The following is a 26,932-nucleotide window of genomic DNA, read 5'->3' as shown; positions in this document are numbered from 1 at the left end:
GAACAAAGAAACTGACGAAGGACAAAAGGTTTGCAGCCCTGGGGAACTCCTTGACAAAAAAAGCTCCATACAAGGAAATGCCATGGCCGAGACCCTGAATTTCGACAGCGCTGCTGTCGGAACTTCGCCCGACGGGTGGACTTTGACGATGACCGGCAAGGGACAGCCGAAATGGACCGTCGAGGCCGAGGCTACGGCGCCAAGCAAGCCGAACGTTCTCAAGCAATCCGGACGGGCGACGTTTCCCCTCGCCATCAAGCGCGATACGTCCATCCGTGACGGCTTCGTCGAGGTGAAATTCAAGGCCGTTGCCGGCTCCGAGGATCGCGCCGCGGGAGTCATTTGGCGTGCGAAGGATGCCGACAATTACTACGTGGTCCGGGCTAACGCGCTGGAGGACAATGTCGTTCTCTACAAGACGATCAATGGCGTTCGAATGTCGCTCGAGATCGTGGGTCGCAGAGGCGGCTATGGCGTCAGCGCGCCGGTGTCGTCCGGGCAATGGCACCTGCTGCGCTGCGACTTTGCAGGAAGTCGGTTCAAGGTGAGCTATGACGGAAAGCAATTGTTCGAGGTGGAAGACGCCACCATTCCGGACGCGGGCATGATCGGCCTGTGGACCAAGGCAGATAGCGTGACCCTGTTCGATGATCTGACATATGGTGAGAGCAAATAGGCCTTTGGTCACCTATGCCGGAGATTGCCATGAACGTTCGATGCCTGTCGGTCGCGACGGCCCTGCTGATTGCGTCCATCTGCCCAGTACGGGCGGAGGAAGGTCTGGTCGCCTACAAATCGCTCGGTCCAGAACTGGCGCTCGATCTTGCGCGCGCTGCGTTGGCGAACTGCCGCACCCGTGGATACCAGGTTGCAGTTGCCGTCGTCGATCGCTTCGGCGTCACGCAAGTGATGTTGCGCGATCGCTTTGCAGGCCCTCACACGCCCTCGACGGCAGCAGGCAAGGCGTGGACAGCAGCCTCGTTCAAGACCAGCACGACCGAGCTCAATGCGATCAGCCAGCCGGGGATGATGCAGGCGGGCATTCGCAACCTTCCCGGAGCGGTCGTCATTGCCGGAGGACTGATCGTTGAAGCCGGCGGCTCCCTGGTCGGAGCGGTCGGCGTGTCCGGCGCGCCGGGCGGTGACGCGGACGAAGCGTGCGCGAAAGCCGGAATTGATGCCATACGCGACAAGCTGGACTTCTGAGAAGACGTCAAGATCGCGGTCAAAAAGTCCTTCGGCCTTTCACGAGCCTGGCGGCCGTCTGATCCACAGGGACAAGCAGACGCGCCGCCTTCGCACGCGCAGGTGTGGGGCGCTCACCGACAGAAATCGACAATATCCGATTTGTCGCGCCAACCTGAGAAGTAACACCGTCGAGCTTCCCCAACGATTGTTCTCGACAAGCCGATGTCCGCGAGAAGCCGGTCATCCAGTTCGAGAAGCTCGTCGTATTGGCAGCGCCGTGTGATGCCGTCCAGCAGCGCGAGCGTGAGTTTCCAGAACCATGCAGGGCTTGGAGAAGGAACGAAGGCTGCGCTGGATGTGCCGATTGAGCCAGTGGTGCTGTCGCAAGACATGTTTCACCTCCATAATGGAGCGAAACAACGCTTGGCTCGAAAGCTGGTCGGGCGGTTGTGTTTGACCCGATGGCTTTTTCTATCATGCTCGTCTCTGCCGCACAAGCGATCCGCTGATATGGAAGCTGGAGGCGTCGCTGGAGTGCCGGTCATGCCGAAAGGGACGTTCGGCGCCGCCCGTCCCTGGATCAAGCTGACCGCAACGCGGAGCATCACACCCTGCAAATGAGTGTATCCGACCGAGGAGCACTGATCGGAGCGCCGCCTGATGGTTGAGATCCTCGCTCCCTCACTGGTACAACTGAGATCCAGATCCCGACAGAGGCATGCAACGCACGAAGCAGCACCACGGAACAATAAAAAGACTTAACGGTTAAACGGTTTCCCCCGACACCGGAGTCGACCATTTGCAAGCCCATCAGTCAAAACTTGACGGGATCGACGATACTGCGCGCCTTCAACTGCTCATTGACGCAATCGTTGATTACGCCATCTACATGATCGACCTCGACGGCACAGTCCGCAGCTGGAACTCCGGTGCCCAGCGGTTGAAGGGCTACTCGCCCGACGAAATCATCGGCAAGTCGTTCGCATCCTTCTATACGCCAGATGATCGCGCCAATGGGCTTCCAGAGCGCGCCTTGAGCGTCGCAGCACGAGAAGGCCGCTTCAGTGCCGAAGGATGGAGAGTCCGCAAGGACGGAAGCCGTTTCTGGGCATCGGTCATCATCGATGCCGTCCGCAATCAAGCCGGCGAAGTGATCGGCTTCGCCAAGGTCACGCGAGATGTTACCGAACGTCAGGAAGCCCATGAAGAGCTTCTCAATAGTGAGCGGCGCTATCGCCAGCTAATCGAGTCCGTGGTCGATTACGCGATCTTTCAGCTCGACCCACTGGGCAACGTGACAACCTGGAATCCCGGAGCAGAGCGGATCAAGGGCTACGCGCCGCCGGAGATCATCGGTCAGCATTTTAGCGCTTTTTACACGCCCGAAGACATCGAACTCGGTGTGCCCAAGCGTGCGCTTTCAGAGGCGGCGGAGCATGGTCGCTTCGAGGCGGAAGGCTGGCGCCTGCGAAAAGACGGCTCCCGCTTCTGGGCATCCGTCATCATCGATCGCATCACGGACGAGGCCGGAAACATTGTCGGGTTCGCCAAAGTCACGCGCGACGTTACGGACCGGAAGCGCGCCGAGGACGAGCTCAAGTACGTTCAGGAGCAACTCGCCGCATCCCAAAAGCTGGAAGCGGTGGGGCAACTCAGCGGTGGCATCGCGCACGACTTCAACAATCTGCTCATGATCGTCCTTGGCAATCTCGAAACAGCTGAGCGGCACGCCAAGGCGCCCGGAGCCAATCTGAACCGGGCGCTCGCAAACGCGAAGCGCGGCGCACAGAGAGCCGCGGCGTTAACCAGTCGCTTGTTGGCATTTTCGCGCCGACAAGCGCTCGATCCCAAGCCAATCAACGTAAACAACTACGTCAATGGCCTGCAGGAATTCCTTCAGCGCACGCTCGGAGAGCGCATCGAAGTCCAGACCGTCGGAAGTGCGGGTCTTTGGGAAATCGAAGCCGACGCCAATCATCTGGAGTCAGCCATCGTCAACCTGGCAATCAACGCTCGTGACGCCATGCCCGACGGCGGAAAGCTGACTTTGGAAGCAGCCAACATCTCCGCCGACGATGATTACTGCCGGCTCAATCCTGAACTGGCGCCCGGTCAGTACGTCGCCATTTGCGTGACTGACACCGGAGGCGGAATGTCGCGGGACGTTCTCAGTCACGCTTTTGAGCCCTTCTTTACGACAAAGGAGCCGGGCCACGGCACCGGCCTTGGCCTGAGCCAGGTCTACGGCTTCGTCAAGCAATCCGGAGGCCACGCAAAAATCTACAGCGAGGTGGGGCAGGGCACCACCATCAAGATGTACTTTCCGCGCTTCTCCGGAAGCACACGGCCCGAAGAAATCGCACCTGAGGAAATTGCCGAGGGTGAGCTATCCGAGACCGTTCTCGTCGTCGAGGACGATGAGGATCTGCGCGTCTATATTTCTGACGTCCTGCGGGATCTCAACTATCGCGTCCTCTCGGCCCGCAGCGCTCAGGCCGCTCTGACCATTCTCCTGCAAGACGATTCGAAGGTGGACCTTCTTCTCACTGACGTGGTCATGCCGGGGATCAATGGTCGCGAGCTCGGCAGGCGCGCGCATCAAATTAGACCGGGACTGAAGATCCTGTACATGACGGGCTATTCGCGTAATGCCGTGGTCCATCAGGGAAGGCTTGATGAAGGTGTCAACCTGCTGGAGAAGCCAATCTCGCAAGCAAAACTGGCGCTGAAGGTGCGAGAGATTCTGGATCAGTTTGAATGACCAGGGTCTGACCAGCGGTACTATCCTGACCGCTGGCCGGCGGCGGCCACCGTAGCACCGTCCGTTCTCTGGGCCTTAGCCGTTATCCCTTCCCTGACTGCCTGGTGCCTCAACGGGCACCAGGATTCCCATACTGCGCTCATCCTGAGGGAGTGGATCGGTAGCCGGACTTCCCCGCTTGACCTTTTTTCGCGCCGTGAGATTTTTAAGGGTCTGAAAAAAGCCGGGGGCGGCGATGAAACTGTTGAACGAATACCTGGAGCGTGCCGTCAGTCTGGAGAAATTGGCGGCGGGCGAGCAGGATTCGACCTTCAAAACTCAGCTGTTGAACCAGGCGGCGGCTTACAGAAAGCTGGCGGCAAAGCGCGCCTTGGAATACGGACTGCCGCCACCAAGCCCGCCAGAAGACCCGCCGCAGCCCTGAGAGAGTTAAAAGATCGATCTGGATCAGGGCCGCCTGCGGCCGTGCGGCTGGTCAGCGAGGGCGACGAGGCCCGGTGGCGCATCCTCCAAGAGTATGTCGCGGGCTTTCGCGAATTGATCGGGAAGTTGCGCAAGAAGCTGCACTCCTGAAGTCGAGCTGACATCCGTTGGGCGGGGGACCCTTGCTCCCTGTGTTCAAAATGGAACATAACTCTTTATCGCGAGTTCCTTCCCGATCGCACAGCGGGGTGCGCAGGGGGCCAGCATGCAAGGGACGGGAGTTACTATCCTCGTCGTCGAAGACGAACAGCTTATCCGCGACATGGTGGCCGACGCATTGTCAGATGGCGGCTTTGAAGCCGAAGTCGCCGTCAGCGGGGAGGATGCAGTTAGTCTTCTGCAGGGCAACCAAACCAAGTATCGCGCACTCGTTACCGATATAAATTTGTTCGGAAAGCTCGATGGCTGGCAAGTCGGCCATCGCGCCAGGGAGCTAAATCCGGACATCTCTGTGATTTACATGACAGGCGCGGCGGCCGATCAATGGCCCGCCCACGGCGTGCCCAACAGCATCTTGCTGACCAAGCCATTTGCACCTGCGCAAATCGTGACCGCCGTAGCTCAACTTCTGAATACCGGAACTCCGCCCGCTCAGTCCTGAGGGGAGTGGACGAAGCCTTCTCCGACCGAGGCAGCTTAGTTCTTCGTCAAGGGCTTGGGCGGCTCTTCGGCCATGGCCTCGACATCAATGGCAGGAAGCTCGCCAGTGCGGTCTTTCAGGTCTGCCGCACGCTGGACCAAGCCAGCAGCGACCGTGGGATTTTTTGTTGTTTTTGCCATGCGCAGCAATGCCGCTGCGGCCTCACGGGCGAACTGATTTAAGCGCGACACGGTTGGACATCCGACACTTAGCTGACGTGGAATGATTCAAGGGTCGAATATTCGTTCCGAATTCGGCTTAAAAATGCGCGCACGACACAAGAAGGGCTTCAGCTCGGGGCTGGGCCAGCTGAGGTCCTTCGTGTGTCGGCACCACGTTATTTGAGGTGCGGTTGCGAATGATGCCCAACCAAAGAAGTGGTTCTTGGTTCCCGTTATCAGCCCAAATTTCGAAAAAAAACGGGCCCCAGCTCGCGGGGCTATTGGGGGGCATGGAGCTGGGGCCACTCGGGGTCGCCCTTGGGGAAGGGCATCGGGAAAACTTGGCAATCGCAGGAATGTTCCTGTCCTTTTCCAAAGAGCGAGTGTGTAGATCAACCGCACGGCCGCGACTTGAGACGTCCTCGTGAACGACTTTTACGACCCCTGAGCCCCGGTCCTCTGGGGGGGGGCACACCGCGTTGCAAACTCACTATGATGGATCGAAGCCGCGCAGAGTCGTTGGGCGACCAGTCCTGCAATAGTGAGAGGCGCGGTGATCCACAGCGCTACGAAACCAAGGCGTGTGCGCTGTCGAATTCATACGAAGGGCCAGATCCGGGCGCGACGTCCTCGGGACTACGCGCCCACATCGCAAGACGGCGATGCTCGGTCTGACTTAACGTACGCGCCTTATTCGGACACAGCGAGAACGGTCAGGCCCCTGGTGCGCTTGTGGGGCGTCTCGAAGTCGATCCGCTGTCCCGGCGATAGGCCGATCAAGGCCGCTCCAACAGGCGTCAGGACCGAGATCCGACTGAGCTCGATGTTTGCCTCATGCGGATAGACCAGCACGATCTCTCGGCTCGCACCCGTCTCGTCATCGCGATAGGTCACTTTCGATCCCATCCTGATCACGCCTCGCAAGTTGTTCTCGTCCGTCACCGTGGCACGTTCCATCTCTCGAGCCAGAAAATGGGCCACTCGCGGAAACAGATCCATGCTCGAATTGGCCAAGGAACTGAGGCGCCGTGATTCGTCCTCAGTAATCTTGATCGGCGGCAACGCCGGCTGTTCTCGCCGGCTCTCAGCTTCGAAATTGCGCATTGGTCGCTCCTATGCTGCAGTTGGTCCGGGGTCGTCATCGAATGGGTTGCCTGACCGCGTCGGCCCTCTCCGGAAGAATGGGACGACCTTTGAATCCGATGGGGTCAGGCTTTGGACCCTGACGACATTCAGACATCCGGCGACGAAGTACGGCATCTGATCGCCGAGCCGCAGTCCGATCAAAGCTGTACCCAGCGGGGTCAACACCGAAATGCAGGCGGGATCCGACCAGCACTCCTCAGGCCAGACCAGTTGCACGGTGCGACGCGGAGCGCCCCAATTCGTGCAATGGGTGACCCATGATCCGATCGTCACGAAAGGACGGACGTTGTCCGTTTCGTCCGCGACGATATCGGCGCGGTTGATTTCGCCCATGAGGAATATCCCGTCCAAATCTCCTTTTTGGACGGCGAGCCGGGCGAGCTGTTCGAGCCGCGGATAGTCTGATGAGGTCAGTGCAATTTTTGGAAGAGGCAGCACGGCGCACTCCTTCTGCTTCAAGACGACCTCTCGAGTGGAGGTCACGAAAGCTGGAAAAGAGCCCGGACGGCGCGAACACCGCCCGGCTAACCGCCTGCTTGGAGGCGGCCGGCGTGAAGAGCAAAACGCGCGGTGCGCGCATCAATGTCGATGACATAAGCCATGATGCTCTGACTATAGTGGTTCATTTCCCTGGAAACATTGCGACGAAACCGCACAGCACCTGTGCACGCGAAATATCGAGAGGAGACAAGGAGCGTCATTGAAGTGAGACATCGAACAAGCACGCGGGTCTACCCAGCTGCGCAAGAACGTGCGTCGAAGATTACACCGCGTGGGATGGACAGGCTGACGTTGCTGCAGGCGATCGCTCTTGTCGCACCGGTAGGCCCCGGGCGGCGGTTTGACGTGAATGTGAGCCGTAGTTCTACAGAACCATTATTATAGTCGGCATCGATCGCTTGCACCTGGCGATGGAACACTGAACGGGCGCCATGACATGCGATACCGCTCCGAGGTCAGCCCAGCTGAGGACACCGAGCCGGTCGAGATGAGTGGCTGGCGGGGGATCGCGCTCTGCGGATTCTGTGCGTTGCTGGGCGCTCTCGCCGCCGTCGTTGCCGCCGCGACTGGCACCCTTCCACACTGGATCTGAACCGCTCAATCGCGGAGCCAGTGTCCGCCGGAATGGCGGTTTCCGGCCAAACCATCACAATGGCGCTAAAATCTAGCAGTGGAGATATCGATCCGCCTCGGCTAAGCAATTGAGGATCAGCGAAAGCATCTCTCCACCTCGCAGCCTGGGGCAATGAACGCAAATGTTCCTGCTTGCCGTTCTCGTCCTTCCTTTCGCAGGAAGCTTTATTGCGGCGCTCTTGCGGGTCAATGCACGCAACGCTGAGGCATGGCTCGCTGGAGCGGTCGCACTTACAGCTTTTTGCCTCATCGGTGCGGCTTATCCGAACGTGACGAATGGCGGCGTTGTCGGGTGGCGAACGGACTGGGTCGCTGAACTTGGACTCGCATTTGTGCTGAGGCTTGACGGGTTCGCATGGGCCTTCGCCATGCTGATCACCGGCATCGGTTTTCTGGTGGTGCTGTATGCCCGGTACTACATGTCACCCAGTGATCCCGTTCCGCGGTTCTTCTCCCTGCTGCTCGCCTTCATGGGAGCAATGCTGGGAATCGTGCTCTCCGGCAACCTGCTCCAACTGGTTTTTTTCTGGGAGCTGACCAGTCTCTTTTCATTCCTGCTGATCAGTTACTGGCACCACAACGCGGCGGCGAGAGACGGCGCGCGGATGGCGCTGGTGATCACGTCGACGGGTGGGCTTTGCCTCTTCGCCGGCGTGCTGCTCATCGGGCACATCGTCGGCAGCTATGACCTGGAGCAGGTGCTGGCTTCCGGAAACGCGATCCGTTCGCACGCGCTTTATGTCCCCGCACTCGTTCTAATCCTTCTCGGCGCTCTCACAAAAAGCGCCCAGTTCCCGTTTCATTTCTGGCTGCCGCACGCGATGGCCGCTCCAACTCCCGTTTCAGCTTATCTCCATTCGGCAACAATGGTGAAGGCCGGAGTGTTCCTTCTAGTGCGGCTCTGGCCGGCAATGGGTGGAACGAATGAATGGCTGTGGCTGGTGGGCTCGATCGGCCTGATCACGTTTTTTCTGGGCGCCTTTCTCGCCGTGTTCCAGCAGGATCTGAAGGGGCTATTGGCCTACTCGACGATCAGCCATCTCGGACTGATCACGCTTTTGACCGGACTCGATACCCCATTCGGACAGATCGCGGCGATTTTCCATATCATGAACCACGCGACCTTTAAGGCATCGCTGTTCATGGCGGCCGGCATCATCGATCACGAAACCGGCACGCGCGACATCCGCCGCCTTAGCGGGCTGTGGGCCTTCATGCCGATTACGGCGACGCTGGCCATGGTGGCTGCCGCGGCAATGGCGGGAGTGCCGCTGCTGAATGGTTTTCTGTCGAAGGAAATGTTTTTTGCCGAGACGATCGAGGTCCATGACAATTCCCTCGTCGATCAGGCGCTGCCGTACATCGTCACTCTCGCCAGCACGTTCACGGTTGCCTATTCGCTGCGCTTCATTCGCGACGTGTTCTTCGGCCCGGCTCCAACCGGCTTGCCACGCGTTCCACATGAGCCGCCCCTGTTGATGCGACTTCCGGCCGAACTGCTCGTGCTGGCATGCCTCATCGTCGGTGTCGCGCCGGCTCTCACAGTGGCGCCGATCCTCGATACGGCTGCTCGGGCGGTTCTCGGCTCCGCGATGCCGGAGTACAGCCTTCGTCTCTGGCACGGAATTACGCCTGAACTTCTGATGAGCATCGTAGCGATGGCCGGTGGGTTGGGCGTCTACGTCATGCTGCGCTCCTACCTGCTCGCGCATGAGGGACCGCCCTTGCTCGGTCGCATCAATGGCAAGCGGATCTTTGACTGGGTGTTGGTGACATTGTCCTGGCGGCTTGCACGATGGCTCGCCACCAATCTCGGCACGAGGCGTCTCCAACCACAATTGAGACTGTTGGCTGGCGTGGCGTTCGTCGCTGCCCTGCTGCCCCTCTACGCCAGCGGCCTTTCGCTGACGGGACCGTCAGGGAGGGAATTCGACCTCGTCTTTGGACTACTCTGGGTGGTGGGCGTTGGCTGCGCGGTGGGGGCCGCGGTCCAGGCCAAATTTCATCGGGTGGTGGCGCTGATACTGCTCGGGACCGCGGGTCTCGTCACCTGCGTCAGCTTCGTCTGGTTATCCGCTCCCGATGTCGCGCTGACGCAGATCGTCGTTGAGACGGTTACGACGGTTCTCCTGTTGCTCGGCTTGCGGTGGTTGCCGAAACGCATTGCGCGACCAGGCCCGGCCGAGGCGCCCGACAGCATTCGCTGGCACCGCGTTCGCGACTTCTCCATCGCGCTCCTCGCCGGGCTCGGTTTGGCCACCCTTGCGCTGGCGGCCATGCAGCTCCCGGACAATCACAGCATTTCGCGATACTTCGTGGAAAACGCCTACACGAAGGGGGGCGGAACCAACGTGGTGAACGTCATCCTGGTGGATTTTCGCGGATTCGATACGCTCGGCGAGATCACCGTGCTTGCGGTCGTCGCACTGACCGTCTTCGCGCTTTTGCGCCGTTTCCGTCCGGCCCCCGAAAGCATTCCCGTTCCCGAACAGCAGCATGTCCAGGATGCCCACGACGAGGCTCATCCCGATCGACAGAAGGGCGACACTGCCAAGGACACGCTTGCTACCGCGGCATTGATGATGGGCCTGCTGTTTCCCGTGATCGGCGTCGTGGCCATTTTCCTTCTCTTGCGCGGGCACGACCTTCCGGGCGGGGGCTTCGTCGCCGGCATCGCAATGGCAACAGCGTTCATCCTGCAGTATATGGCTCGCGGCACGGTGTGGGTGGAAGCTCGTCTTCACGTCATGCCGGTGCGTTGGATGGGTTTCGGCCTCTTGCTGGCAGGGTGTGCGGGAGCTGCCGCCTGCGTTTTCGGACACCCCTTCCTGACCTCGTACTTTGCATATGCCGAACTGCCTCTGCTCGGTCGCGTCCCCACGGCCAGCGCTCTTCTTTTCGATATCGGTGTGTTCTCGCTCGTCGTCGGCGCCACGGTTCTGATGCTCATCGCAATCGCGCATCAATCGCTGCGTCGCTATGGCGTGCCGCTCCAGGCGGGGCAACGCGCGCACGATGAGCGAGCGAAAGAGGAGTTGGTGTAATGGAGCTTAGCCTGGCCATCGGCATAGGTGCGCTTACGGCGTCCGGAGTGTGGCTGATCCTCAGGCCGCGCACGTTTCAAGTCATCATCGGGCTTTCGTTGCTCTCTTACGCGGTCAATCTCTTCATTGTGGCCATGGGACGGGTGCGGACGGGAGCGCCGGTGCTGATCGCAAAGGAGATCGGGGATGCAACGAAACATGCTGACCCGCTACCACAGGCGCTCGTACTGACTGCAATCGTCATCAGTTTTGCGACGACCGCGTTGTTCCTTGTCGTTCTCCTCGCGTCGCGCGGCCTGGCGCGCACCGATCACGTCGATGGTCAGGAGCCCGAGGCGTGAGCGGAATTGCAAATCTGGTTGTTGCGCCCATCGTCCTGCCCCTGCTTGCCGGCGCAGGCATGCTGCTCTTGAATGGAGAGCGGCACCGCAACATCGTGGCTGCGGTCAACGTCGCCACAACGGTTGCACTTGTTTGTGTCGCGGTGATCTTGCTCGGAATGTCTGATTCGGGTCATCCCGAAATCAGGGAAGTCTATCGCCTGGGCGATTGGCCTGCTCCGTTCGGAATTGTCCTCGTTCTCGATCGGCTCTCCGCGCTCATGCTGCTCCTGACCAGCATCCTGGCGCTGGCGTCGCTCGTGTTCTCTCTTGCCCGTTGGCACCGGACAGGCGCGCATTTCCATCCGCTCTTTCAGTTTCTGTTGATGGGCCTCAATGGTGCCTTCCTGACCGGCGATCTCTTCAATCTGTTTGTCTTCTTCGAGTTATTGCTGGCCGCTTCGTACGGACTTCTGCTGCATGGGTCCGGTCTCGCACGGGTGAAGGCTGGGTTGCACTACATCGTCGTGAATCTGGTCGCGTCTCTATTGTTCCTGATCGGGGTCAGCCTGATCTATGGCGTCACCGGGACGCTCAATATGGCGGACCTCTCGGCGCGGATACCTGCAATCGCTGCGGAGAGCCGCGGTTTGCTCGAAGCAGGCGCCGGCATGCTGGCCGTGGCCTTCCTGCTCAAGGCCGGCATGTGGCCTCTGTGTTTCTGGCTACCGACGGCCTACGCAGCCGCGAGTCCACCGGTGGCGTCGATCTTTGCGATCATGACCAAGGTCGGCGTATATATCATCCTGCGTCTATCGCTGCTGCTTTTCGGTGAGGGCAGCGGCGCGTCAGCGGGCTTCGGCAGTGACTGGCTGTTGTGGGGCGGGGTGGCGACGATCGCCTTCGGAGCAATCGGCACATTGGCATCCCAGGAGACCGCCCGTCTCGGCGGCTTTTCGGTGCTCGTATCCTCCGGAACCGTGCTGGCAGCCACGGGGACCGGGCAAGTCAGTGTCACCGGTGGAGCACTGTTTTACCTGGTCAGCTCGACTCTCGGCATCAGCGCGTTCTTCCTTCTGGCCGAACTCATCGAGCGCGGCCGCGAACCGGGAGCTGACGTGATCGCCGTCACGCGAGAAGCTTACGGAGAAGACGACGGTGCGGACGATACCGAAGAGGAAGTCGGCATGGCCATTGTGGGCACGATGGGATTGCTCGGCGTCGCCTTTATCGGATGCGCACTGGTCATCGCCGGGCTTCCGCCGCTGTCGGGGTTCATAGCCAAATTCGCGCTGCTTACGGCGGCGCTTCAACCTTCAGACATGCATCCGGGTGGTGCCGTTCCCGGCAGTGGATGGGCGCTCCTGTTGGCGCTCCTCATATCCAGTTTTGCGGCGTTGGTCGCGCTGACCCGAGCAGGTATCCGCTCCTTCTGGGCCTCGCCAGATCGCACCGTGCCGCGTGTGCGCCTGATCGAAATGGCGCCCATCATGTTCCTGTTGATCATTTGCGCCACCCAGACAGTGCTCGCCGGTCCGGTGATGCGTTTCATGCAGGCAACGGCGCAATCGCTGCACGCGCCGGCGGGCTACGTCAGCGACGTCCTGGAGATCAGGGTCCAAGGCAGCCGAAAGGCGGGTGGCGAATGACGCGATTCCTACCCTTTCCGCGGGTGAGCTTCTGTCTTCTCGCATTGTGGCTGCTGCTCAATCAAGCAGTCACGGTCGGACATGTCCTCCTCGGTTGTGTGATCGCGCTCGTCGGCGGGCAGATCCTCACCGTGCTGGAGCTGCCAAGCACACACGTCAGGCGACCCGGCGTCCTTCTTCGCCTGTTGGGATGGGTAGCGATTGATATCATCCGCTCTAACTTGGCGGTTGGCCGGATCATTCTCGGCTTTGGGCGCCGGCAGCGAAAATCCGGGTTCGTGAACATTCCGCTCGACATGCGCAATCCCTACGGACTGGCCATGTTGGCTTGCATCATCACCTCGACGCCCGGAACGCTGTGGGTGAATTTCGATGCACAGAAGGGCTTGTTGATGATCCATGTTCTCGACCTGGTCGATGAAGCCGAGTGGATCCGCACGATCAAGCAGCGCTACGAACGCCATCTGCTGGAGATATTCGAATGAGCCAGCTCTTGCTGATCTACGCGCTTGTCGCCGCACAGGTACTTCTGGTGTTGGCTATCGGCTGTGGCGCGGCTCGCATCTTTCGGGGGCCGCGAGCACAGGATCGCGTTCTGGGTTTCGACACGCTGTCCGTGAACGCGATGTTATTGCTTCTGACGTTCGGGATTCGATCCGGCGAAACGCTCTATTTCGAGGCGGCTCTGGCCATGGCCCTCTTCGGTTTTGTTGGTACGGTTGCGCTAGCGAAGTTTCTGCTGCGCGGCGAGGTGATGGAATGAACGGCATCGAACACCTGCCGCCCTGGGCTGCTGCTCTCACGGCATTTCTCCTTCTTGTCGGCGCCGCCGCCACACTGGTCGGTTCGCTGGGCCTTTTGCGGTTCGGCACATTCTACGAGCGGGTCCACGCGCCGACGCTCGGGACAACGCTGGGCACCGTATTCATTGCAGCTGCTTCAATCGTTTGCTTTTCGGTACTTCAGAGCAGGCCCGTGCTGCACGAAATCCTGATCATCGGGCTTGGCGTGGTAACCACGCCTATTGCGCTGACCGTATTGGTGGGCGCAGCGCGATTTCGCGATACCGCCGAAAAGAGTGCGCAAGTTCGCGGACCAGAGGGCAATTAGCGCGAGACGCGCGATTTTTTGGTTCCTTGACCGGCCAGTCGGTCAATCCAGGCTAAATGTCGCATTTGATTTCCTGCATCGCATGCCCACCTCTAAGTACATGATGCATGACGCTGAGTAGTAGGCGAGTTCGCCGAAGTCTTTGCATGTTGGCCGCCTGATCGGAGGCAATCAGCCCCGAACTCAGTCCATGCCGCGTTCGCGAGGGCTGGAAGCTCGGTGCCCGGCAGAGCGAGCAATGCACATGCCGCTGGCAAGCGAGCCGCACCGCAAACAGAGGCAGTGATGACTACAACGCTACGACGCCGGATTTATAGGACCCAGCTGCAGATCCGCCGGTAACCCGGACGATTCAGATCGTCCGGGATGGTACCTCAACATTTCTGCAACCAAAGCCGGGAGTTTCTCATGTCGGTGTTCTTCGCGCTGCTCGTCCTGACCTCATGGGTCATGTTCATCTGGATTTCAGATCCCGATGGCTTCCGCGAGGCATTCGCTCGCCGCCGAGCGCCAATTCCTCACGATCCTAAAAGGTGACGTTGGGAGGTTCACCTCCGTCACCGCGTACAACAGTTGCTTATGAGCGAGAAAGATATCGTGCGCCGCATGTTCGCGGGGCGCGATGCTTGGTTGCTTCTCGGCTCCAGATCGTCGGTCCAGGCCAAACCGGACGAACGAAGCTGGCACGCAACAGCGTCATAGGCCCTCCGCAAGGCAACCGAATTGCCGCGCTGGTCGAGCTTGGCAGGCCATCGGGCCGGCGGCCGTTCGCAATTGTAAGGATTCTGACATGAATATCGTCGCTGCGACAGATTTCTCGACGCGGTCCAATCGCGCTTTGCGGCAGGCCGGCCTCCTGGCGCGCTCCCCTGATGCAACTCTGCACCTTGTTCATGTCGTCGACGAGGATCAGCCAGCCGAGCTGATCCGCATCGAAGAGCGTGAGGCACAGCGGGTGCTGGTTGAGCAGATCGCATCCATGCCGGAGCTGCAAAACGTTCAGTGCTACCCGATCGTGGTCAAGGGCCATCCCTTTGACGGGATATTGCGAGCGGCTGCAGCAGCCGACGCGGATCTCGTTGTAATGGGAGCCCATCGTAAGCAGTTTCTGCGCGACATCTTCACAGGCACCACAATCGAGCGTGTAATTCGCGGAGGAAGGTATCCGGTTCTGATGGTGAACAACGAGGCGCAGCGGCGCTATGAACGCGCTCTGGTGCCGGTCGATATGTCGGATACATCCGCCGATGCAATCCGCGTGGGGCTGTCCACCGGACTCTTGACAGAGGGCGCAACAACGATCCTTCACGCCTTCTCGCCGATGACGAAAGCGCGATTGGTCCGATCCGGTGCGAGCGCGGCCGTCATCAGCGGATATGTCGATAGCGAGCGTCTGAAGGCAACGGAGGAGCTGACGAAGTTTCTGGTGGCGAACAAGCTCGGCACGCAACGATGGTCTCTCCAGGTCGGCGAGGGCGGGCCCATGCAGGTCATCACCCGTGCGGTTTCGGAGAGGCAGCCTGACATGCTGGTGATGGGGACGCACGGGCGATCTGGATTGGTTCGGGCGTTGATCGGGAGCGTAACGGAAGAAGTCCTGCGTTCGTTGAGTGTGGACGTTCTCGTTGTTCCTCCCGCCGGCTCTGAACGCACAATGTCAAATCCGCTGATCGGCACCGACCCGAAGGCGTGACGCGTACCGCGGCTCATCGCTCGCCGGCGAACCCTTCTTTCCGCGAGACCACGGCTCCCGCTCTGTCGGCTGATCGATAGACTAGCGGCGCCGTCGTTCGCCGTCGTGCGCAGCCGGCTTTGCTGCTTGTGGTTTAGTTGAGCCCCGCGTGATCTTCAGCGGATCGCTGGCCGGAAAGGTTTGCTGCAATTGCCGGTCCAATTCCTCGTCGAGTTCCCGCTTCTCCCGCTGCTTCGATGTTTCGTCATGCTTTGGCATTGCTCAATCTCCGCGTTTAGCACTTGGTGACCGGCCGTCCGTGACCGGGAACAGTTGACGCCAAACCGAGCGGAATTGAGGATTTGGAATCAGCAAGGATCTTGAAGTAACAGCCCGGTGCTCGGGACATCAGCGTCGCTAGTCCCGCCTGCACGGGGGACAATAGTGTTTCTCGATCATGGCACCTGCGCTCCGGCATGAAAAAACCCGCGCCGGATTGCTCCGCGCGGGTGAACTTTCGATGCTGCCATTCTGCCAGTGTTTTGCCCGACGTGTCAAAGCTGAACAGCACGACGGGCAGGGATGTATCGGTTCGGCAAACGCCTAGTTGTGCAACAAAAATGGCTAATGATTTCAATGCCCCCGCTACTGTGCATGGGGTTGTTTTTCGATTTTTTTGTTTTTGCGCCGCCGAAGCCGCGCCTCAGCGCCGTCCGCGCGGTGCTTCCGCCTTGGCCGGCGGCTCGGTCTGCGGTCCACAGCTCGCGGTCGCAAGCGAAGCCTGCGCCTGCGGCATCAGGCCGGGCTCGGGGGCGAGCGCCTTCAGCACGATCAGGCCGGTGGTGCTGGGGGAATCGATGATCAGGCGGTCGGCGGCGGTGACCTCTTCGTCCTCGGGCAGCTCGTTGTGCTGCGGCTCGGTCATCAGGTCGAGCTCGATCACCTTCTTGCCCGCCGAGCGGTCGTTGATGGCGTAGTAGGCGATCTCGTTGCGAGTGTAGAACGACACCGAGGTATAGGCTTGGCTGACGGGGACCGTCAGCTTGATCGGCCCGTTCGACAGATCGTAGCGGCAGATCGCGAGCGCAAAGGCCGGGTCCATGAACGGCATCGGCGAGGTCTGCGGATCCGCGAGCGGAAGCTGCGTGACCGCGTTGAGCTTGGTCATCGGCGTCAGCCGCGAATAGGCGTCCTGGGTCGCGATCCGCGGCAACGCCAGCACGCTGACGAGATGGACCACGAGGCCCAGCACCACGCCGGCAACGATGGTGAACAACAGCCGGATCATGAGCAGCCCGCCGTCGTGATCGTGGGCATCGGCGCGTCGCGCTGGGTGCGCGTGGCAACGCCGACCGGGGTGTCGTAGAGCCGCAGCATCAGCGCGTAGCGTTCGATGCCGCCGGTCGGCAGCCAGTTGCCGGCGCGCGAGCGCGAGGCGATGCGGATCTCGAACGAGCCGTCGGACTGCCGCACGATCTCCTGGCTGGTGAAGCCGTAGCGCTGCAGCGAATTGGGAACGAGATGACCCTTGCGGTCATAAAGCGTCAGCGTCCAGAACCGTGCCGGCGGTGTCACGCCGGAGACCACGACGTCGCAGCGGCCGTCGAGCACCTTCTTCTTGTCGTCGGCGGTGGCGGTGAAGGCGACGCCGTCGCCGGTGCCGATAGGCAGCTCGCCGTTGCGCACGATGGTGGCGCGCGAATAGGGATCGACGTCGGCGGTGCCGGTGCGCGGACGCGCGGTCCAGGGGCCGATGGTCAGCGCGCCGATCTCGGTGCCGCGCGTCGTCGTCATCCAGGTCGCGCCGACGCCCACCACGGTTGCGAGCAGAAGGGCCGTCAATGTGATCAGGATCAGCCGCACTTGTTCGGTCAGTTCTTGCGCGGGGCGGATGCGTTCGCATTCTCTTCCGCATAGTTCTGCGGGAAGGCGAGCGCGCTCGTGGACGATGCCGGTTTGGCTTGCTTGGGGTCGGTGGCGGCCGCTTTGGCCGCGGTCCTGGCCGCGTCATCCAGCAGCTTCTCGACGCGCACCAAAACGTCGGCGCCGCGCTTGGTCAATACGGGCGGCGGACCGGGCTTGGTCTCCAGCACCTTCGGCGCCGCATTGGCCTGTGCGTTGGTGATCCGCTCGGGCGGCAGCTTCTGGCCCATGCCGATACCGGCGATCTCCCGGACCTCGACGCCCTGATGCGCCGCGAGCATGATGTCGTGCCAGGTCTGCGCCGGCAGCGAGCCGCCGGTCATGCGGTTAGTCGGCGAATAGTCGTCATTGCCGTACCAGACCGCGCAGGTGAAATTGCCGGTGTAGCCGACGAACCAGGCGTCGCGATAGGCATTGGTGGTGCCGGTCTTGCCCGCAGTCGGAATGCCGTCGAGCGCTGCGCGGCGCGCGGTGCCTTCGCTGACGACGTGGCTCATCATGCCAGCCATGTCGGCGGCTACGGAGGCGGGAATCGCCTGGCGCGGCTTCGGCCCGTCGCGGTCCCAGCGCCAGACCGGATCGCCCGCGCCGGTGCGCACTTCCAGCACGGAATGCGGCGTCACTGCCTTGCCGCGGTTGGGGAAGGTCGCATATGCCACCGCGTGCTCGAGCACGGTGACTTCGTCCGAGCCGATCGGCAGCGACGGCGTGTCGGGCAGCGGTGCCTTGAGGCCGAAGCGGCGCGCGACCTCGACGATCTTGGCGCGGCCGATCTTGGCCGGGTTCGGCGCCTTCGGCTGCTCCTTCTGGCCGATCGCGATCGACAGCTTGACGGGTACAACGTTGATCGAGCGCGTGATCGCCTGCGTCAGTGTCACCGCGCCGGAATAGGAATGACCATAGTTCTGCGGGCACCAATTGCCGATGCAGACCGGGCCGTCGACCACGATCGAATTCGGCGTGAAGCCGTTGAGGAGCGCGGTGGTGTAGACGTAAGGCTTGAACGACGAGCCCGGCTGGCGGTAGGCGTCGGTGGCGCGGTTGAACTGGCTGGCGCCGTAGTCGCGGCCGCCGACCATGGCGCGGATGCCGCCGTCGAGATCGGAGACGACGGTCGCGGCCTGCGTCGCGTGATAGTCGCGGCCGAACTGGCGCAGCTGGTTCTCGACCGCGTCTTCGGCCGCCTTCTGCACGTTGGTGTCGATCGCGAGCCGGACCACGAAGACGCGCTCAGTGTAGGATTTCGGGAAGGTGTCGACCAGCTTGCGCATCTCGTCGAAGGCGTAGTCGAGATAATAATTCGGCGACGCCTCGTAGCGGCGGTCGACCGCGAAGGCGGGGTTGCGGCGGGCGCCGAACACCTGGCCCTCGGTCATGAAGCCGGCGTCGACGAGATTGTCGAGAACGACATTGGCGCGGGCGCGGGCGGCGGGCAGGTTGATGTGGGGCGCGTATTTGGTTGGCGCCTTGAACAGGCCGGCGAGCATCGCGGCTTCGGCGAGCGTCACGTCACGTGCCGACTTGTTGAAGTAGAAATGCGCGGCGCCGTCGACGCCGAAGGTGCCGCCGCCCATATAGGCGCGGTCGAGATACAGTTTGAGGATCTCGTTCTTGGTCAGGCGCCATTCCAGCCAGACCGCGAGGAAGGCTTCGTTGACCTTGCGCTCGATGGTGCGCTCGTTGCTCAGGAACAGGTTCTTGGCGAGCTGCTGGGTGATCGAAGAGCCGCCTTGGCGGACGCCGCCGGCCTGGGCGTTGGTGACGAGCGCGCGCGCGGTGCCGGCGATGTCGATGCCGAAATGCTCGTAGAAGCGGCGGTCCTCGGTCGCGAGCGTCGCCTTGATCAGCACGTCCGGAAAATCTTCCAACGGGATCGAATCGTTGTGCTTGATGCCGCGGCTGCCGATCGGGTTGCCGTAGCGGTCGAGGAAGGTCACCGCGAGGTCGGACTTCTTCAGCCAGTCCTCGTCCGCGGTCTCGCGGAAGGCGGGAATGGCGAGGGTCAGCATCACCACCAGGCCGCCGAGGCCGAGGGTCGCGGCCTCCGACAGCGGCTCGATGAACACCCAGCGCTTCCAACGCCCGACATAGAAGCGGTCCATGAAGGTCGAGTAGCGCTCGTAGAGCTCGCGGATGCCCTTGGCCGAGGAGAACAGCGAGGAGTCGATGCGCGCATCGAGGTCCAGGAAGAAATTCCGGATCCGGGCCTTCCAATGCGGTGGTATGATCTGGCGCACCTAGAACCCTTGCGGCTTGGTTCGAAAGCGTTCAAGCACCCGGCCGGGGGCGGCATCGAGACGTCTTGCGGGAGTGTTGCGGCAAACCCAAGGCGCCCGGCCAGCGACGGTGGGGACTTGCTGTTCCTTCTAGCCGAGCAGGGCCTATAAACCAATGGTCACGCTTGCGATTTTGAACAACAGGCCTAATTGACCCCGGTTCATTACGGGCCTCACGCGGGCGTTGCTTGCAGCCGCATGGCCGCACGCCCTAGATGGCACCAGCCGTAGCTCTTTCGAACTTTTGTTGAGGCGCATGACCGCAGCTCCCAAACGACCTTCAGGCCAGGAAGGATTCTTCTGGAAAACCAAGACGTTGGAAGAAATGTCGGGGCCCGAATGGGAGAGCCTGTGCGACGGCTGCGGCCGCTGCTGCCTGAACAAGCTCGAGGAAGATGGCACCGGCGACATCTATTTCACGCATGTCGGCTGCAAGCTGCTCGATGGGGTGACCTGCGGCTGCAAGGACTACGCGAATCGTTCCGACAAGGTTCCGGACTGCGTCCGCCTGACCCCGGCCAATGTCCGCACCCTGAACTGGCTGCCGCCGAGCTGCGGCTACAAGCTTGTTGCGGAAGGCCGCGACCTCTATTGGTGGCATCCCCTGGTGTCAGGCGATCCCGACACCGTGCATGACGCGGGCGTCTCCGTACGCGGACGGGTCGAAGGCAGCGAGGTCGAGATTCCGGACGATGAGCTCGAGAACCACATCGTGCAGTGGCCGGCGCAGCTGCCAAAACGGGCGCGCCTGAAGCGACGTCCGAAGGACTGATCCGCCGCACCAGGTAGATCACGTCCTCGCGATGGCCGTGGGGTGGGATGCTCCCATGCGCCGCGGTGCCTGCCTGAGAAGAACTTTGCTGTCTACATTGACTGCATAGAACGAATCCTTCGCGGTGTTGCGCCGCCTCATGGCTTCCGGTCGAGATGAACAAGTTCGAGCGGCAGAGCAGTTCTGCCGACACCCAGACATTGCCCGACGACATCGCCGAGGAATTGTCGCGCCTTCCGAGCGAGGTCCTGAGCGTCGATGACGCTCCTTCGCTCGCGCCGCCGGCGCCGCTGTCGCAGGACGAGGTCCGCACCATCGTCATCAGCCTGATGTTGACGATGTTCCTGGCCGCACTGGACCAGACCATCGTTGCCACCGCGCTGCCGACCATCGGACGCCAGTTCCACGACGTCTCCAATCTCTCCTGGGTCATCACCGCCTATCTGCTCGCCTCGACCGCGGTCGCGCCGGTTTTCGGCACGCTCAGCGACATCTACGGGCGCCGTGTGATGATCATCATCTCGCTCAGCCTGTTCGTCGCGGGCTCGGTGCTGTGCGCGATCGCTCCGAACCTGCCGATGCTGATTCTTGCACGCGGTCTCCAGGGACTGGGTGGCGGGGGCATCATGCCGGTGGTGCAGACCGTGATCTCCGACGTCGTGAGCCCACGCGAGCGCGGCCAGTATCAAGCCTATTTCTCCAGCGTCTGGATGGTCGGCGGCATTCTCGGCCCGGTCATCGGCGGCGTGTTCGCCGAGCATCTGCACTGGTCGATGATCTTCTGGATCAATGTGCCGCTCGCGGCGGCGGCGATCGCGTTGCTGCTGCCCAGGATGAAGAAGATTCCGGTGTTCCACCGCAAGCGCAAGGTCGACTGGCTCGGCGGCGTGCTGCTGATGGCCTCTGCCGTCGTCTTCATGCTGGTGCTGACCTGGGGGGGCACGCGCTTCCCGTGGCTCTCGCCCACCGTGCTTGCGATGGTGGGCGGCGCTGTAGCGCTCGCGGTCACCTTCGTGTGGCACGCGCGCCGGGCGGAAGAGCCGTTCCTGCCGCTGCCGCTGCTCGGAGGATCGGTTGTGCCGTTCGGGCTGACGGCCGGCGGTTGCGCGCTCGGTGCGATCACGGGCCTCACGGTGCAGCTGCCGCTCTATTACGAGGCGGTCTATCACCTCAGCGCCAGCGAAGCGGGCCTCGCGCTGATTCCGCTCGCGGCGGTCTCGACCTGCGGCGCGGCCATCGCCGGTCGCACCATGGCGCGGGCCAAGCACTACAAGCGGGTCGCCATCGTAGGAACGTCCTGGGCAGCGCTGTGCAGCCTCGGCCTCACGTTGACGACGTTGCCGCTCTGGGCGCTGCTGACGCTGATGGCTGCGTTTGCGCTTGGCCTCGGCACCACCTTTCCGGTCTGCGTCGTCTCGGTGCAGAATTCGGTCGCCCGTCCGCAGGTCGGCACCATCACGGGCGCGTTGAACTTCTTCCGCTCGCTTATGTCCTCGTTCACGGTTGCGGCGTTCGCGGCCATCCTGCTCATCGCACTCGGTGCCGACGTTCCGCTCGCCGGCGAGCATCACGGCGCCGTCAATGCGATTCCCGCGGACGACATGCGGCATGCGTTCCGCTACGTCTTCGGCGCCGCCACCGCGCTGATGGCTGGCGCCGCGCTCTGCCTGATCATGATGGAGGAGCGGCCGCTGGCCGGTCCGTCCACGACGCAACCCGTCGAGATGGCGGAATAAGAACCGCTAGCCGCGGCGTCCGTCCGGAAAGCTGCTGCTTCGCGGCAATCGAATCGTGAACTCGGTGAACGCGCCGGGCTCCGTCGCGACGTCGATTGTGCCGCCGTGCTGCTTCACCACGATATCGTGGCTCATCGACAATCCGAGGCCGGTGCCTTCGCCGGCCGGCTTGGTGGTGAAGAACGGATCGAACATCTTTTCCTTCACCTCGTGCGGAATGCCGGTGCCATTGTCGCGGATGCGGATCTCGATGCTGTCGCCCCGGTCGCGTGTCGCGGCGATCACCACCGGCTCGTAATCGGCGGCGCCGTCATCCGACTTGCGCTTGGCGACCGCGTGGAAGCCATTCGAGATCAGGTTCAGCAGCACCCGGGTGATCTCCTGCGGAAACACTTCCGCTTGCCCGGCAGCCGGATCAAGCTCGCGCTTCAGCGTCACGTCGAACTGCGGCTTCTCGGCGCGGGCGCCGTGATAGGCGAGGTTGAGGCTCTCCTCGACCAGCGCGTTGATGTCGCTCAGCCGATGCTCGCCGCCGCCCTCGCGGGAATGCAGCAGCATGTTCTTGACGATGGAGTCGGCGCGCCTGCCATGCTGCACGATTTTCGCGAGATTGTCCTTCAACAGTCCGGTCAGCTCGTCGACCTCGCTGCGGACGTCGTCCGCAAGCGGGACAGGCGCGAGCGCCTCGTTCAGCTCGTCCGTCAGCTCGGCGGAGAGCGATGCAAAATTGTTGACGAAGTTGAGCGGGTTCTTGATCTCGTGCGCGATGCCGGCGGTGAGCTGGCCGAGCGAAGCCAGCTTCTCGGTCTGGACCAGCCGGTCCTGGGCAGCGCGCAAATCGTCGAGGGATTTGGCGAGGTCCCGGGTGCGGTCCTGCACCTCGTTGAACAGGCGCGAGTTCTCGATGGCGATCACGGCCTGGTCTGCAAAGGTCTTGAGCAGGGCGATCGCCTTGTCCGGGAAAGGACCGGCCTCCGGCCGCGTCACGCCGATGGTGCCGATCGCGACGCCGTCGCGTAGCATCGGGATCACGAGGATGCTGCGATAGCCTCGCGTCCGCGCCAGCTCTCTCATGGCGTCCGTGAGGTCGGGCTCGGTCTGCATGTCGCTGCGGAATGCGAACTCTCCGCTTCTTGCCACCCGGCTGTGAATGCCGGATGCCGACAGCGGCACCGGGAACGAATTGAGCAGCTCTTCATTGCCGGCTTCGTTGTCGGTGCTGAAGGCGGCCAGGTGCAGCAGGTCGTCGATGACGCGCGTGACGGTGGAGGAATGTCCGCCGACCAGGGACTTGGCGCTGTCGGAGATCGCCTGGAACACCGGCGTCACATCCGCGGGCGAGGCCGCGATCACCTTGAGGATGTCGGCGGTCGCGGTCTGCCGTTCCAGCGCTTCCCTCGTGGTGTTGAACAGGCTGACATTCTTGATCGCAATCACGGCCTGGTCAGCGAAGGTCTGCAACAGCCGCACGTGATGCTCGCCGAACGCGCCGGTCGCGCGCCGCGTGGCGATGATGACGCCGATCGCCGCGCCGTCGCTCATCAAGGGCGCGAACAGCATGCTGCGGTAGCCCCGGGCGCGCGCGATGTCGCGGGCTGCGGGTTCGACTTCGGTGTCGGGCAATTGCGCCGCCACACCATTGGCCACGAGCCGGTAGGGCGGGAACTGCGCGAATGGCACCGGGAACGAGGCCTGCAGCACGCGATCGCCGGCCGGATCGGTCGGCGTGAACGCCGCAAGGTGCGCCGCGCCCCCAATGTAGCGCAGCACCGCGGTGGAGAAGCCGCCGATCAGCCGGTTGGCATTGGCCGCGATGGCGTCGAACACCGGCTGTACGTCGGATGGCGAGGCGGCCATCACTTTCAGAATGTCGGCGGTGGCGGTCTGACGCTCCAGCGTCTCGCGTGTTTCGTTGAACAGGCGCGCATTCTCGATCGCGATCACTGCCTGATCGGCGAAGGTCTGGAGCAGCTGGACGTGGTCGGCTGCGAACGCGCCGGGCTCGGCGCGCGTGACGCTGATCATGCCGACTGGCGTCGCCCGATTCATCAGGGGCATGAACAGCACGCTGCGGAAGCCGCGCAGCCGCGCAAGGTTCCGATTCAGCTCCGGGACCTCCGCGGCTTCGCTATCGGGAAACTGGATCGTCTCGCCGCCACGCACCAGCGCAAAGGTCGGAAAGTCGGCAATCTTGCGCGGGAACGACGCCTTGAGCCCTTCGTCCGCCTCGGGGCTCGTTGGTGTAAACGCCACGAGGTGGAGCTCGTCCTCGATGAACTGAAGCACGGTGGCGGAGAAGCCGCCGAGCAAGCGCCGGGAGCTGGACGCGATCGCCTCGAAGACCGGCCGGGCATCGGACGGAGAGGCCGCGATGGTGCGCAGAATCCCGGCGCTGGCGTTCTGACGATCGCGCGCAATCGCGAGCTCGCTGCGAAGCTGCGCGTTCTCGGCTGTGGCCGCCTGCAACAGGCGTTTAAATTCCGCGATGTCGTTGGAAGGGGCGGTCATTCGCAATCCGGCTTGATGCCGCGACAAGCGCGGCACCGAGGCGGATTATCACATCTCCTGCGGCCGGAGCCAGCCTCCGCGACAGCGAGTTTTGCTGCCGGAATCCGGCCCGCTTCACGTGCCCGGCCGCGACACCTCGGTCTCCTTGCTGGTGATGAACTCCAGCAGCACGGGAACGCCTTCCTGCGTCTTCTGGATGCCGCGCCTGATCGCGGGGGTGATGTCCTCAGGTCTCGTCACCCGCTCTCCATAGCCGCCGAAGGCGCGCGCCATCGCGGCGTAGTCTCCGGAAATGTCGGTCGAGCGATATTTCTCGGTCGAGACCGGCATCACCTTCAATTCGATCGCCATTGAAAAATTGTTCAGCAGGATCGACATGATCGGGATGCGCTCGCGCACCGCGGTCTCGAAATCCATGCCGGTGAAGCCGATCGCGGCGTCGCCCCAGACATTGATGCAGAGCTTGTCAGGCTTTGCGAGCTTTGCGCCCATGGCCAGCCCAAGGCCGTAGCCGAGTTGCGTCGTCTTGCCCCAGCCGAGATAGGTGAGGGGCTCGACCGACTTCCAGAACGGCGAAAGCTGGTCGCGGGGGCTGCCGGCATCGTGGGTGATGATGGTGTTGCGGATGTCGACGGTATGTTGCAGGTCCCACAGCACGCGATAGGGGCTCAAGGGCGCATCATTGCTGGTGAGCTTCGGCATCCATTTCGCCAGCCACTCCTTGTGCGAAGCCGCGATCTCGGCTGCCACCGCCGACGCGTCGCGATCCGCGCTGACGGTCTTGCCGATCTCCTCCAGCAGCGCGTCGAGCACAAGCCCGGCATCGCCGACGAGGCCAATCCTGGCTTCCACGTCCTTGTTGAGATGGTTCGGATCGAGTGTGGAGTGGATGATGGTTTTGTCTTTGGGCATCGCGATGCCGAAGCTTGTTTCAGTGAAGGAGCAGCCGATGCCGAAAATGAGGTCGGCCTCAGCCAGAAACTTCGGCACGGCGCGCGGCACCGCAAGGCCGCCGGAGCCGAGCGAGAGCGGATGCGTTTCCGGGAAGGACGATTTGCCCCCAAGGCTGGTCGTGACGGGAATGGCGAGCCGTTCGGCCAGCCGCTTCAGTTGTGGCCACGCCTGGGCGTAATGCACGCCCTGGCCGGCATAGATCGCCGCGCGCTTGGCGTTGACGAGCAGGTCGGCCGCCTCCTTCATATGAATGGGATCCGCGCCGTAGCGGGTGCGCAGCACAGGCGTGTAGTTCAGCGGCTCCGGCACCTCCTCGTTCCACATGTCCGCAGGGATCTCGACGATCACAGGGCCGCCGCGGCCGTTCTTCAGCTTGGTAAAGGCGCGGCGAAAAATGTTGGCGACTTCCGCGGCCAGGATGATCGGCTCCGACGATTTCGAAAACGCCTTCATCGCCTCGCTGGAATTGAAGTTCGGCTCGATATGCGCAAGCCTGCGCTGATAGCCCATTGGCAGTACCAGTACGGGAACGGATTCGCCGTAGCATTGCGCAACGCCGCCCATCGCATTCTCCGCACCGGGGCCATGCTGCATGCAGAACGCGCCGATCGAGCGTCCCGATGTCACCCGCGAGATCGCATCCGCCATGTGGATGCCGACGCGCTCCTGCCGCACCATCACCGGCCGGATATCGGCCTTGGCCGCATGCTCGATCAGATGGTTGACCGGATAGCCGCAGAGGATCCCGATCCCCTCGCGCTTCATGATTTCCGCAATCGCGGTGCCGAGCTTCATGGCGTCTCTCTCCCTGGCGTAGGCCGGTTGCTCCGGCCGATTAGGGGAGAGAGGATCAGGAAATCCGGGGAGGGTAAAGCGCGGACGATGAGAGTCGCGGTAGGTCAGCTATGCAGCGAGCTGCCGTAGCCCGGATGGAGCGCAGCGCAATCCGGGGCCGTTCCACCGGATAGACCAGTGACGAATTTCGCTGCGCTCCATCCGGACTACGACCGCTACTTGCAGCTTTGGCAGATCATCAGCTTGCGTTTCAGCGACTCGTCTTCTTGATCGATCAATTGCTCAGCGGCGCCTTTCGCACCCGGATCGGCCCTGGAGCCCTTCGCATTGCGTGACCTCACAGGCGGGACTACCTGGCTCGAGGTGTCGTTGCCGTCGCCGATACCTACGCTGAAGCCATCGTAGTCGGCAGCTGGGTTCGGCGCCGATGGAAGCCCGCCGATCACCGGCGGCGAAGCTTCTCTGATGGATGCTGCCGGCGGAGGTCTGGAAGTTTTGGCGCCCGCATGCGGCGGCGATGCATTGGGCGGAGAAAGCGAAACCGGCGGCGCGGCCGAAGTCTGCCCTCTCGCGCTGTCCTGCGACCAGACGCCAACAAAGATGAGGCTGAAAGCCAAGAGCATCACGCTTCTCATCCGCATCCTTCAAGCCGCCGTGGTT

26 protein-coding genes are annotated in these 26,932 nt (G+C 62.2%); 15 read left to right on the top strand and 11 right to left on the bottom strand.

The genetic code is table 11. The features are described from left to right. The first annotated feature begins 82 nt into the window (after positions 1-82). Positions 83-676, top strand: coding sequence for a hypothetical protein (locus AC0L23_RS20780; RefSeq protein ID WP_039800453.1), 594 nt, complete (start codon positions 83-85; stop codon positions 674-676). Between the two features lie 29 nt (positions 677-705). Then, positions 706-1,206, top strand: a complete 501-nt coding sequence (locus AC0L23_RS20775; RefSeq protein ID WP_026233603.1) for a GlcG/HbpS family heme-binding protein — start codon at positions 706-708, stop codon at positions 1,204-1,206. Between the two features lie 113 nt (positions 1,207-1,319). Here AC0L23_RS20775 and AC0L23_RS20770 read toward each other — a convergent pair whose 3' ends face one another. After that, on the bottom strand, positions 1,320-1,580 hold the full coding sequence (locus AC0L23_RS20770; protein ID WP_085362380.1) for a YjiS-like domain-containing protein: 261 nt from the start codon (positions 1,578-1,580) through the stop codon (positions 1,320-1,322). Positions 1,581-1,987: 407 nt separating this feature from the next. Here AC0L23_RS20770 and AC0L23_RS20765 point away from each other — a divergent pair, with 407 nt between their 5' ends. The 3 genes from AC0L23_RS20765 to AC0L23_RS20755 all read left to right on the top strand — a co-directional run bounded on the left by AC0L23_RS20765 (position 1,988) and on the right by AC0L23_RS20755 (position 5,033). Next, the gene (locus AC0L23_RS20765) at positions 1,988-3,949 is read left to right on the top strand and encodes a hybrid sensor histidine kinase/response regulator (protein ID WP_473357368.1); all 1,962 of its coding nucleotides are present in this window, start codon (positions 1,988-1,990) and stop codon (positions 3,947-3,949) included. Positions 3,950-4,184: 235 nt separating this feature from the next. Next, the gene (locus AC0L23_RS20760) at positions 4,185-4,373 is read left to right on the top strand and encodes a hypothetical protein (RefSeq protein WP_085352289.1); all 189 of its coding nucleotides are present in this window, start codon (positions 4,185-4,187) and stop codon (positions 4,371-4,373) included. 264 nt (positions 4,374-4,637) lie between these two features. Next, complete coding sequence (locus AC0L23_RS20755; protein ID WP_085352290.1) at positions 4,638-5,033, top strand: response regulator; 396 nt, start codon at positions 4,638-4,640, stop codon at positions 5,031-5,033. Between the two features lie 35 nt (positions 5,034-5,068). Here AC0L23_RS20755 and AC0L23_RS20750 read toward each other — a convergent pair whose 3' ends face one another. The 3 genes from AC0L23_RS20750 to AC0L23_RS20740 all read right to left on the bottom strand — a co-directional run bounded on the left by AC0L23_RS20750 (position 5,069) and on the right by AC0L23_RS20740 (position 6,838). After that, a complete protein-coding gene (locus tag AC0L23_RS20750; RefSeq protein ID WP_026233604.1) occupies positions 5,069-5,263 on the bottom strand; it encodes a hypothetical protein in 195 nt (64 codons plus the stop codon). A 660-nt stretch (positions 5,264-5,923) separates the two neighbouring features. Beyond that, the gene (rnk, locus tag AC0L23_RS20745) at positions 5,924-6,337 is read right to left on the bottom strand and encodes a nucleoside diphosphate kinase regulator (protein ID WP_143273371.1); all 414 of its coding nucleotides are present in this window, start codon (positions 6,335-6,337) and stop codon (positions 5,924-5,926) included. A 9-nt stretch (positions 6,338-6,346) separates the two neighbouring features. After that, positions 6,347-6,838, bottom strand: a complete 492-nt coding sequence (locus AC0L23_RS20740; RefSeq protein ID WP_085362382.1) for a GreA/GreB family elongation factor — start codon at positions 6,836-6,838, stop codon at positions 6,347-6,349. Between the two features lie 797 nt (positions 6,839-7,635). On the opposite strand from AC0L23_RS20740, the gene AC0L23_RS20735 reads away from it, so the two are divergent. The 8 genes from AC0L23_RS20735 to AC0L23_RS20700 all read left to right on the top strand — a co-directional run bounded on the left by AC0L23_RS20735 (position 7,636) and on the right by AC0L23_RS20700 (position 15,329). Further along, positions 7,636-10,557 carry a monovalent cation/H+ antiporter subunit A gene (locus tag AC0L23_RS20735; protein ID WP_085362383.1) on the top strand — a complete coding sequence of 974 codons (2,922 nt, stop codon included), beginning with the start codon at positions 7,636-7,638 and terminating at the stop codon, positions 10,555-10,557. Then, positions 10,557-10,898, top strand: coding sequence for a Na+/H+ antiporter subunit C (locus AC0L23_RS20730; RefSeq protein WP_018458528.1), 342 nt, complete (start codon positions 10,557-10,559; stop codon positions 10,896-10,898). Before AC0L23_RS20735 ends, AC0L23_RS20730 begins: the two co-directional genes overlap by 1 nt. Further along, entirely contained in the window at positions 10,895-12,526 is a 1,632-nt protein-coding gene (locus tag AC0L23_RS20725; protein WP_198957672.1) for a monovalent cation/H+ antiporter subunit D, read from the top strand. Before AC0L23_RS20730 ends, AC0L23_RS20725 begins: the two co-directional genes overlap by 4 nt. Beyond that, positions 12,523-13,011: a Na+/H+ antiporter subunit E gene (locus AC0L23_RS20720; RefSeq protein WP_085362384.1), complete on the top strand. Its 489-nt coding sequence runs from the start codon at positions 12,523-12,525 to the stop codon at positions 13,009-13,011. Before AC0L23_RS20725 ends, AC0L23_RS20720 begins: the two co-directional genes overlap by 4 nt. After that, complete coding sequence (locus AC0L23_RS20715; protein ID WP_018458531.1) at positions 13,008-13,289, top strand: K+/H+ antiporter subunit F; 282 nt, start codon at positions 13,008-13,010, stop codon at positions 13,287-13,289. The genes AC0L23_RS20720 and AC0L23_RS20715 overlap by 4 nt, the downstream gene beginning before the upstream one ends. After that, positions 13,286-13,636, top strand: a complete 351-nt coding sequence (gene mnhG / locus AC0L23_RS20710; protein WP_018458532.1) for a monovalent cation/H(+) antiporter subunit G — start codon at positions 13,286-13,288, stop codon at positions 13,634-13,636. The genes AC0L23_RS20715 and mnhG overlap by 4 nt, the downstream gene beginning before the upstream one ends. A 408-nt stretch (positions 13,637-14,044) precedes the next feature. Further along, the gene (locus tag AC0L23_RS20705) at positions 14,045-14,173 is read left to right on the top strand and encodes a hypothetical protein (RefSeq protein WP_018458533.1); all 129 of its coding nucleotides are present in this window, start codon (positions 14,045-14,047) and stop codon (positions 14,171-14,173) included. A gap of 253 nt (positions 14,174-14,426) precedes the next feature. Further along, on the top strand, positions 14,427-15,329 hold the full coding sequence (locus AC0L23_RS20700) for a universal stress protein (protein ID WP_085362385.1): 903 nt from the start codon (positions 14,427-14,429) through the stop codon (positions 15,327-15,329). A gap of 81 nt (positions 15,330-15,410) precedes the next feature. Here the strand turns inward: AC0L23_RS20700 and AC0L23_RS20695 are convergent, their stop codons facing one another. The 4 genes from AC0L23_RS20695 to AC0L23_RS20680 form a co-directional block, all read right to left on the bottom strand. Further along, on the bottom strand, positions 15,411-15,587 hold the full coding sequence (locus tag AC0L23_RS20695) for a hypothetical protein (RefSeq protein ID WP_162847298.1): 177 nt from the start codon (positions 15,585-15,587) through the stop codon (positions 15,411-15,413). A gap of 424 nt (positions 15,588-16,011) precedes the next feature. Beyond that, on the bottom strand, positions 16,012-16,596 hold the full coding sequence (locus AC0L23_RS20690; protein WP_085362386.1) for a DUF1254 domain-containing protein: 585 nt from the start codon (positions 16,594-16,596) through the stop codon (positions 16,012-16,014). After that, complete coding sequence (locus AC0L23_RS20685) at positions 16,593-17,171, bottom strand: DUF1214 domain-containing protein (RefSeq protein ID WP_007593444.1); 579 nt, start codon at positions 17,169-17,171, stop codon at positions 16,593-16,595. Before AC0L23_RS20685 ends, AC0L23_RS20690 begins: the two co-directional genes overlap by 4 nt. An 8-nt stretch (positions 17,172-17,179) precedes the next feature. After that, positions 17,180-19,468, bottom strand: coding sequence for a transglycosylase domain-containing protein (locus AC0L23_RS20680; protein WP_085352296.1), 2,289 nt, complete (start codon positions 19,466-19,468; stop codon positions 17,180-17,182). 295 nt (positions 19,469-19,763) lie between these two features. On the opposite strand from AC0L23_RS20680, the gene AC0L23_RS20675 reads away from it, so the two are divergent. Together AC0L23_RS20675 and AC0L23_RS20670 are read left to right on the top strand one after the other, a co-directional pair. Beyond that, positions 19,764-20,279, top strand: a complete 516-nt coding sequence (locus tag AC0L23_RS20675) for a YcgN family cysteine cluster protein (RefSeq protein ID WP_026233606.1) — start codon at positions 19,764-19,766, stop codon at positions 20,277-20,279. Positions 20,280-20,434: 155 nt separating this feature from the next. Then, a complete protein-coding gene (locus AC0L23_RS20670; protein ID WP_085362387.1) occupies positions 20,435-22,015 on the top strand; it encodes an MDR family MFS transporter in 1,581 nt (526 codons plus the stop codon). A gap of 6 nt (positions 22,016-22,021) precedes the next feature. Here the strand turns inward: AC0L23_RS20670 and AC0L23_RS20665 are convergent, their stop codons facing one another. From AC0L23_RS20665 to AC0L23_RS20655, 3 genes are all read right to left on the bottom strand, one after another. Next, entirely contained in the window at positions 22,022-24,523 is a 2,502-nt protein-coding gene (locus tag AC0L23_RS20665) for a GAF domain-containing sensor histidine kinase (RefSeq protein ID WP_085362388.1), read from the bottom strand. A gap of 114 nt (positions 24,524-24,637) precedes the next feature. Then, complete coding sequence (locus AC0L23_RS20660) at positions 24,638-26,272, bottom strand: thiamine pyrophosphate-requiring protein (RefSeq protein WP_018458542.1); 1,635 nt, start codon at positions 26,270-26,272, stop codon at positions 24,638-24,640. A 215-nt stretch (positions 26,273-26,487) separates the two neighbouring features. After that, positions 26,488-26,907, bottom strand: coding sequence for a hypothetical protein (locus AC0L23_RS20655; protein ID WP_085362453.1), 420 nt, complete (start codon positions 26,905-26,907; stop codon positions 26,488-26,490). Positions 26,908-26,932: the final 25 nt, after the last annotated feature.

It is taken from the genome of Bradyrhizobium sp. MI1.4, from assembly GCF_055811315.1.
Note: the sequence above shows the minus strand (reverse complement) of the source record. Positions and strands in the feature narration are given on the sequence as shown.

Excerpts from the sequence above, each read along its gene's own strand:
- AC0L23_RS20780 (WP_039800453.1), top strand. The coding sequence starts at position 83 with ATGGCCGAGACCCTGAATTTCGACAGCGCTGCTGTCGGAACTTCGCCC.
- AC0L23_RS20775 (WP_026233603.1), top strand. The coding sequence starts at position 706 with ATGAACGTTCGATGCCTGTCGGTCGCGACGGCCCTGCTGATTGCGTCC.
- AC0L23_RS20770 (WP_085362380.1), bottom strand. The coding sequence starts at position 1,580 with ATGTCTTGCGACAGCACCACTGGCTCAATCGGCACATCCAGCGCAGCC.
- AC0L23_RS20760 (WP_085352289.1), top strand. The coding sequence starts at position 4,185 with ATGAAACTGTTGAACGAATACCTGGAGCGTGCCGTCAGTCTGGAGAAA.
- AC0L23_RS20755 (WP_085352290.1), top strand. The coding sequence starts at position 4,638 with ATGCAAGGGACGGGAGTTACTATCCTCGTCGTCGAAGACGAACAGCTT.
- rnk (WP_143273371.1), bottom strand. The coding sequence starts at position 6,337 with ATGCGCAATTTCGAAGCTGAGAGCCGGCGAGAACAGCCGGCGTTGCCG.
- AC0L23_RS20735 (WP_085362383.1), top strand. The coding sequence starts at position 7,636 with ATGTTCCTGCTTGCCGTTCTCGTCCTTCCTTTCGCAGGAAGCTTTATT.
- AC0L23_RS20730 (WP_018458528.1), top strand. The coding sequence starts at position 10,557 with ATGGAGCTTAGCCTGGCCATCGGCATAGGTGCGCTTACGGCGTCCGGA.
- AC0L23_RS20720 (WP_085362384.1), top strand. The coding sequence starts at position 12,523 with ATGACGCGATTCCTACCCTTTCCGCGGGTGAGCTTCTGTCTTCTCGCA.
- AC0L23_RS20715 (WP_018458531.1), top strand. The coding sequence starts at position 13,008 with ATGAGCCAGCTCTTGCTGATCTACGCGCTTGTCGCCGCACAGGTACTT.
- mnhG (WP_018458532.1), top strand. The coding sequence starts at position 13,286 with ATGAACGGCATCGAACACCTGCCGCCCTGGGCTGCTGCTCTCACGGCA.
- AC0L23_RS20705 (WP_018458533.1), top strand. The coding sequence starts at position 14,045 with ATGTCGGTGTTCTTCGCGCTGCTCGTCCTGACCTCATGGGTCATGTTC.
- AC0L23_RS20700 (WP_085362385.1), top strand. The coding sequence starts at position 14,427 with ATGAATATCGTCGCTGCGACAGATTTCTCGACGCGGTCCAATCGCGCT.
- AC0L23_RS20695 (WP_162847298.1), bottom strand. The coding sequence starts at position 15,587 with ATGCCAAAGCATGACGAAACATCGAAGCAGCGGGAGAAGCGGGAACTC.
- AC0L23_RS20690 (WP_085362386.1), bottom strand. The coding sequence starts at position 16,596 with ATGATCCGGCTGTTGTTCACCATCGTTGCCGGCGTGGTGCTGGGCCTC.
- AC0L23_RS20675 (WP_026233606.1), top strand. The coding sequence starts at position 19,764 with ATGACCGCAGCTCCCAAACGACCTTCAGGCCAGGAAGGATTCTTCTGG.
- AC0L23_RS20670 (WP_085362387.1), top strand. The coding sequence starts at position 20,435 with ATGAACAAGTTCGAGCGGCAGAGCAGTTCTGCCGACACCCAGACATTG.
- AC0L23_RS20665 (WP_085362388.1), bottom strand. The coding sequence starts at position 24,523 with ATGACCGCCCCTTCCAACGACATCGCGGAATTTAAACGCCTGTTGCAG.
- AC0L23_RS20660 (WP_018458542.1), bottom strand. The coding sequence starts at position 26,272 with ATGAAGCTCGGCACCGCGATTGCGGAAATCATGAAGCGCGAGGGGATC.
- AC0L23_RS20655 (WP_085362453.1), bottom strand. The coding sequence starts at position 26,907 with ATGAGAAGCGTGATGCTCTTGGCTTTCAGCCTCATCTTTGTTGGCGTC.